This is a genomic window from Paracoccus sphaerophysae (genome assembly GCF_000763805.1).
Lineage (GTDB): Bacteria > Pseudomonadota > Alphaproteobacteria > Rhodobacterales > Rhodobacteraceae > Paracoccus > Paracoccus sphaerophysae.
Map to the genome: position 1 here is coordinate 26180 of NZ_JRKS01000031.1, position 8706 is coordinate 34885.

Annotated in this window: 8 protein-coding genes; 4 read left to right on the plus strand and 4 right to left on the minus strand. The window is 70.0% G+C overall.

What is annotated here, in order from left to right:
- Positions 1-4 precede the first annotated feature (4 nt).
- The 3 genes from denD to IC63_RS10205 are packed head-to-tail and all read right to left on the minus strand — an operon-like array spanning position 5 to position 3073.
- Complete coding sequence (gene denD / locus IC63_RS10195; RefSeq protein WP_036719830.1) at positions 5-976, minus strand: D-erythronate dehydrogenase; 972 nt, start codon at positions 974-976, stop codon at positions 5-7.
- 49 nt (positions 977-1025) lie between these two features.
- Positions 1026-2165 (minus strand): fumarylacetoacetate hydrolase family protein, encoded by a 1140-nt coding sequence (locus tag IC63_RS10200; protein ID WP_036719860.1) that lies wholly within the window; start codon positions 2163-2165, stop codon positions 1026-1028.
- Positions 2162-3073 (minus strand): dihydrodipicolinate synthase family protein, encoded by a 912-nt coding sequence (locus tag IC63_RS10205; protein WP_036719863.1) that lies wholly within the window; start codon positions 3071-3073, stop codon positions 2162-2164. The genes IC63_RS10200 and IC63_RS10205 overlap by 4 nt, the downstream gene beginning before the upstream one ends.
- A gap of 70 nt (positions 3074-3143) precedes the next feature.
- Between IC63_RS10205 and IC63_RS10210 the strand changes: the two genes are divergently transcribed.
- Complete coding sequence (locus IC63_RS10210) at positions 3144-4109, plus strand: NAD(P)-dependent oxidoreductase (protein WP_036719834.1); 966 nt, start codon at positions 3144-3146, stop codon at positions 4107-4109.
- A gap of 31 nt (positions 4110-4140) precedes the next feature.
- Here IC63_RS10210 and IC63_RS10215 read toward each other — a convergent pair whose 3' ends face one another.
- Complete coding sequence (locus IC63_RS10215) at positions 4141-5361, minus strand: SMP-30/gluconolactonase/LRE family protein (RefSeq protein ID WP_036719837.1); 1221 nt, start codon at positions 5359-5361, stop codon at positions 4141-4143.
- 121 nt (positions 5362-5482) lie between these two features.
- Here IC63_RS10215 and IC63_RS10220 point away from each other — a divergent pair, with 121 nt between their 5' ends.
- The 3 genes from IC63_RS10220 to IC63_RS10230 form a co-directional block, all read left to right on the plus strand.
- Complete coding sequence (locus IC63_RS10220) at positions 5483-7264, plus strand: IlvD/Edd family dehydratase (RefSeq protein ID WP_036719840.1); 1782 nt, start codon at positions 5483-5485, stop codon at positions 7262-7264.
- A 9-nt stretch (positions 7265-7273) separates the two neighbouring features.
- Entirely contained in the window at positions 7274-8008 is a 735-nt protein-coding gene (locus IC63_RS10225; protein ID WP_036719843.1) for an SDR family oxidoreductase, read from the plus strand.
- The coding region (locus IC63_RS10230) for an SDR family NAD(P)-dependent oxidoreductase (protein ID WP_052042088.1) at positions 8008-8706 on the plus strand (699 nt) is incomplete at its 3' end. The genes IC63_RS10225 and IC63_RS10230, both read left to right, overlap by 1 nt.

Genomic DNA, 8706 nt, shown 5'->3' on the forward strand with positions numbered 1-8706 from the left:
GCGGTCATCCCGCGGCCGCGGTGTCGCGGATATGGGCGCGGATGATGTCCTGAAAGCTCGCATCGGCGGTAAAGCCGAATTCGGCAGCGCGGGCGGCGTCGAAGTTGCGAGGCCAGCCGGCGACGATGCCGCGGATGGTCTGGTCGGGCTCGCGCCTGATCCGGGCCACCGCCTCGGGGCCGGCGACCTCGCCCAGCGCTGCCACCATCTCGCCCACGGTGATGGCGAGGCCGGGCATGGTCAGGCAGCGCCGCGCGCCAAGGGGCGCGGTATCCATCGTCGCCGCGTGCAGCAGAAAGCCGGTGGCCGAGGCCGGCGAGGCGACCCAGTGCATCACGTCGTCATCGACCGGCAGCAGCGCGTCCATGCCCGCCAGCGGCTCGCGGATGATGCCCGAGAAGAACCCCGAGGCGGCCTTGTTCGGCTTGCCCGGCCGGACCACGATGGTCGGCAGGCGGATGCCCACCCCGTCGAAGATCCCGCGCCGGGAATAGTCGTTCAGCAGCAGCTCGCCGATCATCTTCTGGGTGCCGTAGCTGGTCATCGGCGCGGTCAGGAACTCGTCGCCGATGGCCTCGGGGAAGGGCGCCCCGAAGACGGCGATCGAGGATGTATACACGACGCGCGGGTGATAGTCGCCCAGCGCCCGGATCGCCTCGAACAGGTGGCGGGTGCCGTCGAGGTTGATGCGGTAGCCCTTGTCGAAATCCGCCTCGGCCTCGCCTGAGACAACGGCGGCGAGGTGGAAGATCACCTCGGGCCGCTCGGCCACCAGCGCATCGACCGTGGCGCGGTCGGAAATGTCGCCGGTCTTGGCCACCACGCGGGTGCGGCCGCTGCCCTGCACGTCGGCGGGCACCACGTCGAACAGCGTGAGTTCCTCGACCGGCTGGCCGCCCAGGGCGCCGTCGGCCACCAGCCGCAGCGCCAGATTGCGGCCGACCATGCCCGCGCCGCCGAGTATCAGGACCTTCATCGCACCCCCTCCGATAGGTATGTATACATTACGGGGGATGCGGCGCGGATCAAGCGCCCAGCAACCCCCGCCCGGCCAGGTTCCGCATCAGCGCCCCGGCGCCGAACTCCCACGGCGGACATTCGGTGGACAGCCGCACGGTGTTGACCAGCGCCCCCAGCGACGGCTCGCTGATCGTCACCACGTCGCCCGGATGATGGGTAAAGCCCTGCCCGGGCGCGTCGCGGTCCCGGGTCGGCGCGAACAGCGTGCCCAGATACAGCATGAAGCCGTCGGGATACTGGTGGTGGCGGCCGATGGCCTGCGCCACCAGATCGGCGGGATCGCGGCTGATCTGGTCCATCGAGGACCGGCCGTCCAGCACATAGCCGTCCGTGCCCTCGACCCGCAGCGTCAGTTCAACGCGGCGCACGTCGTCCAGCCCATATCCTGCATCGAACAGCCGCAGGAACGGGCCGATGGCGGCCGAGGCGTTGTTGTCCTTGGCCTTGCCCAGCAGCAGCGCCGAGCGCCCCTCGACATCGCGCAGGTTCACGTCGTTGCCCAGCGTCGCGCCCTTGATGCGGCCGCGCGAATCGACGGCCAGCACCACCTCGGGTTCGGGGTTGTTCCAGCGGCTGACCGGGTGCAGCCCCACATCGGCGCCCCAGCCGACCGCCGCCATCGGCTGCGACTTGGTGAAGATCTCGGCGTCCGGGCCGATCCCGACCTCGAGATATTGCGACCACAGCCCCTCGGCCTTGAGGATCCGGGCGACCTCGGCCGCGCGGTCCGAGCCGGGCACGATGCCGCGCAGGTTGGCGCCGATCGATTCCCCGATGCGGGCGCGGATGCCGGCGGCAAGGTCCGGGTCGCCCGCCGCCTGTTCCTCGATCACCCGTTCCACCATCGAGGCGGCGAAGGTCACGCCCGACGCCTTGATCGCCTGCAGGTCGCAGGGCGCGAGCAGCCGCGCGTCGTCGCCCCCGGCACCGGTGACGGCGAAATCCGCCAGCGCGCCGATATCGTCCCCCCGCGCCGTGTCGAGCCAGGCGACCGGGTCGTCCATCTCCAGCAGGTCGCGCAGCGTGGGCGCCGCGGGGCAGGTCACGTCCACCAGCCGGCCGCCGCGCAGTTCCACCACGGCGGGGCCAATGCCCGGCCGCCAGACCCGGCCGACGAAGCGGCCCTGTGCGGGCAGGTCCATCATTTCCCCCACCGCAGCACCACCGGGTCCAGCCGCCGCGCGAGGTCGATCGCCATCGCCCGCGTCGCCGGATGCAGCGGCGGGATCGGGTGGCGGCAGGCGTCCGAGCGGATCACCCCGCCTTCCATCATCAGCGCCTTGGCCGACCGGAACCCGCATTGCCGGTTCTCGTGGTTCACGAAGGGCAGGATGCGCGCATAGGCGTCGGTCGCCGCCTCGCGGTCGCCGGCGGCCCACAGTTCCAGCACCGGCTTGATCTGATCGACGATCGAGGCCGAGGTCATCGACCCGGTGGCGCCGGCATCCAGATCGGCCAGCAGGGTGATGGCCTCTTCGCCGTCCATCGGCGCCTCGATGGCGTCGCCGCCTTCCTCGATCAGCGCGCGCAGCTTGGCGGCGGCCTGCGGGCATTCGATCTTGAACAGCTTCACCATCTCGATCTCGCGCGCCATGCGCACCAGCAGCGGCACGGTCAGATCGACGCCCGACATCGGCGCGTCCTGGATCATGATCGGGATCCCGACCTCGCCCACTGCGGCGAACTGTTCATAGGTCTGCTGCGCGGTGCCCCGCAGGGTGGCGCCGTGATAGGGCGCCATCATCATCACCGCCGCTGCGCCCTGTTCCCTGGCCCGGCGCGCACGTTCGACGGCGATCCGGGTGGCGAAATGGCTGATCGTCACGATCACCGGCACCCGGCCGGCCACATGGTCCAGCGACAGGCGGGTCAGCGTCTCGCGTTCCTCGTCCGACAGCAGGAACTGTTCCGAGAAATTGGCAAGGATGCAGATGCCCGTCGCGCCCTGGTCGATGGTGCAGTCCAGCACCCGGCGCATCCCGTCCTCGTCCAGCCGCCCGTCCTCGTGGAACGGGGTCGGCGCCACCGGCCAGATGCCTTCCCAACCTGCCATCCTGTTGCCCTCGCTTGTCATGTCGCGTGGATGGTATACCATTTCCGCCGGGCATCAAGGGAGCGACGCGATGACGGAAGCCAGGACGGAGAAGCCGCGGATCGGGTTCATCGGGGTGGGGTTCATGGGCCACGGCATGGCGAAGAACCTGATCGAGAAGGGCCACGCTATGCAGGTCATCGGCAACCGCAATCGCCAGCCGGTCGAGGACCTGCTGGCCCGCGGCGCGACCGAGGCCGCCAGCCCCGCCGCGATGGCCGCCAGCGTCGACATCATCCATCTGTGCCTGCCGAACTCGGCCAGCGTCATCCATCTGTGCCTGCCGAACTCGGCCAGCGTCGAGGCGGTGATGCGCGGCCCGGACGGCATCCTTGCCGGCGCTCGGCCGGGCCTGATCGTGATCGACACGACGACCGCCGATCCCGGATCGACCGTGGCGCTGGCCGAGGATCTCGCGGCCCGCGGCGGCACGCTGGTCGATGCGCCGCTGGGCCGGACCCCGAAAGAGGCCGAGGCCGGCACGCTGGACGCGATGGTCGGCTGCGACGAGGCGACCTTTCAGCGCATCCTGCCGGTGATCCGGTGCTGGGCGGCGAACATCAACCATGTCGGCCCGACAGGCAGCGCCCACAAGATGAAACTGATCATGAACTTCATCGCGATGGGTTATGCCGCGCTTTACGCCGAGGCGCTGACGACCGCCGCCAAGGCCGGGATCGCGCCGCAGACGGTGCAGAAGGTCATCGGGTCCAGCCGGATGGCCAACGGGTTCTTCGAGACATTCATGACCGGCGCCGTCGGCCGCGACCGCGAGGTCCACAAGTTCACCATCACCAACGCCGCCAAGGACCTGCGCTATTGCGCGCAGATGGCGATGGCGGGCGGCATGGCCAACCCGATGGGCGCCGCGATGCGGTCGATGTTCGCCCAGGCCGAGGCGGCCGGCCACGGCGGCGACTTCGTGCCGCAACTGGCCGACCTGTTCGCCGCGGCCAACGGGCTGGATCTGGCGGACGCGGTGAAGCGGGGCGCCTGAGCGCCGCCGTTCCGCGATATGGGACGACGCCTCAGGCCGGCCCGGCGCCCTGCGTGGCGGTGTGGACGGCATACAGCGACTGGCTGGCCGCCATGAACAGCACGTTCCGCTTCGGCCCGCCGAAACAGACGTTGCCGCAGACCTCGGGCAGGCGGATGCGGCCCAGCAGCGCACCGGCAGGCGACCAGCAGGTGACGCCGTTATAGCCAACCGCGCGGCCGGCATTGCTGGACGCCCACAGGTTGCCATAGACGTCGCAGCGCAGCCCGTCGGGGCCGCATTTCACCCCGTCCACCATGCAGTCGCTGAACAGCCGCGCGTTCGAGGCCGCGCCGTTCGCCACGTCAAAGACGAAGATCTCGCCATTGCCGCCCTGCCCGCCATCGCCCGGCCCGGCCCCGGTCGAGGCGACGTAAAGCCGCGTCCCGTCCGGCGAAAAGCACAGCCCGTTCGGGTTCGCCACCTGCGCCTGGGTGCCGACCTGGGTGATCGCGCCATCGGCGGCGATGCGATAGATGCCGTGGTCCATCTCGCGCACCGCCTCGCCGATCTCGGGCGGCTGGCCGAGCCGGTTGTTCAGCAGCCCGTCCGGGTTCGACCGCCCGCCCGCCGCGTCCGGCGCGCCCTCGTAGAGCTGGCCGCCATAGGGCGGGTCGGTGAACCAGATGCTGCCGTCCTGATGCTCGACCACGTCGTTGGGGGAATTGAAGCGCTTGCCCTCGAAGCGGTCGGCGAGAATCGTGACCGACCCGTCCAGCTCGTAACGCACCACCCGGCGCGTCAGGTGCTCGCAGGAAAGCTGTCGCCCCTGCCGGTCGAAGCTGTTGCCGTTCGAGTTGTTGGACGGCGCCCGGAACACGCTGACATGACCGTCATCCTGCAGCCAGCGCATCTGGCGGTTGTTGGGGATGTCGGACCACAGCAGGAACTTGCCGACCGCGTTCCAGGCCGGGCCCTCGGCCCACAGCGCCCCGGTCCACAGCCGCTGGATCGGCGCATTGGGCTGCGCCAGGCCGTTGAAGGACGGATCGACCGCGATCACGTCCGGGTCCCAGAAATAGACGTTCGGCGCCGCGTCAGGGGCAAAGCTGCGCGGCGGGTCGGTGATGGTGCTGGGCGGTTCGGGCGTCGTCGTCGCGGCCTGCGCCAGCACGATCTGCGGCGCGGCGACCACGGCGGCTGCGCCGATGCCCAGCGTGCGGATGGTGTCGCGGCGGCTGAATGTTGCGGTGTCGGGACGATGTGCGGTCATGGGCGTCTCTCCTCCCCGTTGCAGGTTGCCCGCTGGCGACCAACTCGCCTTTACAGGCAGTCCGGCAATGGTATACCAGATTCAGCCGCCGGTAAATCGAACCACGAAGGGGAAGCGACCCATGTCCGACACGCGCGCCAACAAGCGCTTCCGCAGCCAGGAATGGTTCGACAATCCGAACAACCCCGGCATGACGGCGTTGTATCTGGAACGCTATCAGAACAGCACCTACACGCGCGAGGAACTGACCAGCGAAAAGCCGATCATCGGCATCGCCCAGACCGGCAGCGACATCGCCCCCTGCAACAAGATCCACGTCTTCCTGATCGACCGCATCAAGGAGGGCATCCGCGCCGCCGGCGGCATCCCGATGGAGTTTCCGGTCCACCCGATCCAGGAAACGGGCAAGCGCCCCACCGCCGCGCTGGACCGCAACCTCGCCTATCTGGGGCTGGTCGAGGTGCTGCACGGATATCCTCTGGACGGGGTGGTGCTGACCACCGGCTGCGACAAGACCACGCCGGCGATGCTGATGGGCGCGGCCACGGTGGACATCCCGGCGATCACGCTGAACGGCGGGCCGATGCTGGACGGCTGGTGGCAGGGCCGGCGCGCGGGCTCGGGCACCATCGTCTGGGAAAGCCGCCGGCTGCTGTCGGAAGGCAAGATCGACTATCCCGAGTTCATCGAGCGGGTCTGCGCCAGCGCGCCCTCGCTGGGGCATTGCAACACGATGGGCACGGCCTCGACGATGAACGCGATGGCCGAGGCGCTGGGGATGAGCCTGCCCGGCTGCTCCGCCATCCCGGCCCCGTTCCGCGAACGCATGGGCATGGCCTACGAGACCGGCAAGCGCATCGTGCAGATGGTGCTGGACGACCTGAAGCCCTCGGACATCCTGACCCGCGCCGCGTTTGAAAATGCGATCAAGGTCAACACCGCGATCGGCGGATCGACCAACGCACCACCGCATCTGCAGGCCGTGGCGCGCCATGCCGGGGTGGAGCTGGACGTCACGGACTGGGAAACCGTCGGCTTCGACCTGCCGCTGCTGGTGAACATGCAGCCGGCGGGGGAATACCTTGGCGAAAGCTTCTTCCGCGCCGGCGGCGTCGCCGCGGTGATGGGCGAGCTGCAAGAGGCCGGGCTGCTGAACGACGGCGCGATGACCGTGACCGGCCGCACCGCGGGCGAGAACGTCGCCGGCTGGCGGTCCACGGACCACGCGGTGATCCGCCCGGTCAGCGATCCGCTGCGCGAACATGCGGGCTTCCTCGTCCTGTCGGGCAACCTGTTCGATTCGGCGCTGATGAAAACCTCGGTCATCTCCCGCGACTTCCGCGAGCGCTTCTTGTCCGACAAGGGCCGCGAGGGCATCCACGAGGCCCGCGCCATCGTCTTCGAGGGCCCCGAGGATTACCACGACCGGATCAACGACCCCGCTTTGGGGATCGACGAGAACTGCATCCTGTTCATCCGCAACGTCGGCTGCGTCGGCTATCCCGGCAGCGCCGAGGTGGTGAACATGCAGCCCCCGGACGCGCTGCTGAAGGCCGGGATCAACCACATGCCGACCGTCGGCGACGGGCGGCAGTCGGGGACCTCGGAAAGCCCCTCGATCCTGAACGCCTCGCCCGAGGCGGTGGTCGGCGGGGGCCTCGCGCTGCTGCGGACCGGGGACCGGGTGCGGCTGGACCTGAACGCGCGCACGCTGAACGCGCTGGTGGACGAGGCCGAATGGGCGCAGCGCCGCGCCGACTGGACCCCGCCCGAACTCGTCAACCAGACCCCCTGGCAGGAGATCTATCGCAAGGAAGTCGGCCAGCTGGCGCAGGGCGGCTGCCTGGAACTGGCGACCGCCTATCAGCGCGTCGGCCGGACCCTGGCCCGCGACAACCACTAGGGGGACGCGATGACGCAATCCATCATCATCACCGGCGCCGGCAGCGGCATCGGCCGGGTCACGGCCAGGACGTTCCTCGATGCCGGCTGGAAGGTCGGGCTGATCGGCCGGCGCGAGGACGCGCTGCGCGACACCGCCGGGGCATCGGACGCGCTGATCCTGCCCTGCGACGTCTGCGACGCTGGTGCGGTGGACGCGGCCTTCGACCGCGCGGCGGCGGAATGGGGCCGGGTGGACGCGCTGTTCAACAACGCCGGCACCGGGCTGGTCCGGCAGACCCCCGACGAGGTCGACCCCGAGGAGTTCCGCCGGGTGATCGACGTGAACGTGAACGGGGTCTTCATCTGCGCCCGCGCCGCCTTCCGGGTGATGCGCGCGCAGACGCCGCAGGGCGGGCGGATCATCAACAACGGCTCGGTGTCGGCCCATGCGCCGCGGCCGGGGTCGATCGGCTACACCACCTCGAAACACGCGGTGACGGGGATCACCCGGTCGATTAGCCTGGACGGGCGGCCGTTCAACATCGCCTGCGGGCAGATCGACATCGGGAACGCCATGACCGACATGGCGGTGGCGATGACCAAGGGGGTGCCGCAGGCGGACGGCTCGACCAGGGTGGAGCCCGTGATGGACGCGCAGGCGGTGGCCGACACGGTGCTGCACATGGCCTCGCTGCCCGAGGGGGCGAACGTGCAGTTCGTCACCGTGATGGCGACGAACATGCCCTTCATCGGGCGCGGCTGATGGGACTGCCGGCGGGACTGTCGCTGTTCGACCTGACCGGGCGCCGGGCGCTGGTCACCGGATCGTCGCAGGGGATCGGCATGGCGCTGGCCCGCGGGCTGGCTGCCGCCGGGGCTGAGGTGGTGCTGAACGGGCGCGACGAGGCGCGGCTGGACGCCGCCGCCGCCGCGCTGCGGGCCGAGGGCTTCGCCGTCGCGACGCTGCCCTTTGACGTCACCGACCACGCCGCCGCCCGCGCCGCCGTGGACGGGTTCGAGGCCGCCACGGGCCCCATCGACATTCTCATCAACAACGCCGGCCAGCAGCATCGCGGCCCGCTCGAGGAGTTTCCCGCCGACGCCTTCCAGCGGCTGCTGCAGGTCAACATCGCCAGCGTCTTCAACGTGGCGCAGGCCTGCGCGCGGCACATGATCGCGCGCGGGCGGGGGCATATCGTCAACATCTGCTCGGTCCAGTCGGCGCTGGCCCGGCCCGGCATCGCCCCCTACACGGCGACCAAGGGCGCGGTCGCGAACCTGACCAAGGGGATGGCAACCGACTGGGCGCGGCACGGGCTGAACTGCAACGGGCTCGCGCCCGGCTATTTCGACACGCCCCTGAACGCGGCGCTGGTCAGCGACCCGGCGTTTTCCGGCTGGCTGGCCCGCCCGGGTGCGCCGGGCCAGCCAGTCGGAAAACGCCGGGTCGCTGACCAGCGC

What these genes read in the sequence shown, in the direction of transcription:
- denD (WP_036719830.1), bottom strand. Translation starts at nt 976, where the DNA reads ATGAAGGTCCTGATACTCGGCGGCGCGGGCATGGTCGGCCGCAATCTG.
- IC63_RS10200 (WP_036719860.1), bottom strand. Translation starts at nt 2,165, where the DNA reads ATGATGGACCTGCCCGCACAGGGCCGCTTCGTCGGCCGGGTCTGGCGG.
- IC63_RS10205 (WP_036719863.1), bottom strand. Translation starts at nt 3,073, where the DNA reads ATGGCAGGTTGGGAAGGCATCTGGCCGGTGGCGCCGACCCCGTTCCAC.
- IC63_RS10210 (WP_036719834.1), top strand. Translation starts at nt 3,144, where the DNA reads ATGACGGAAGCCAGGACGGAGAAGCCGCGGATCGGGTTCATCGGGGTG.
- IC63_RS10215 (WP_036719837.1), bottom strand. Translation starts at nt 5,361, where the DNA reads ATGACCGCACATCGTCCCGACACCGCAACATTCAGCCGCCGCGACACC.
- IC63_RS10220 (WP_036719840.1), top strand. Translation starts at nt 5,483, where the DNA reads ATGTCCGACACGCGCGCCAACAAGCGCTTCCGCAGCCAGGAATGGTTC.
- IC63_RS10225 (WP_036719843.1), top strand. Translation starts at nt 7,274, where the DNA reads ATGACGCAATCCATCATCATCACCGGCGCCGGCAGCGGCATCGGCCGG.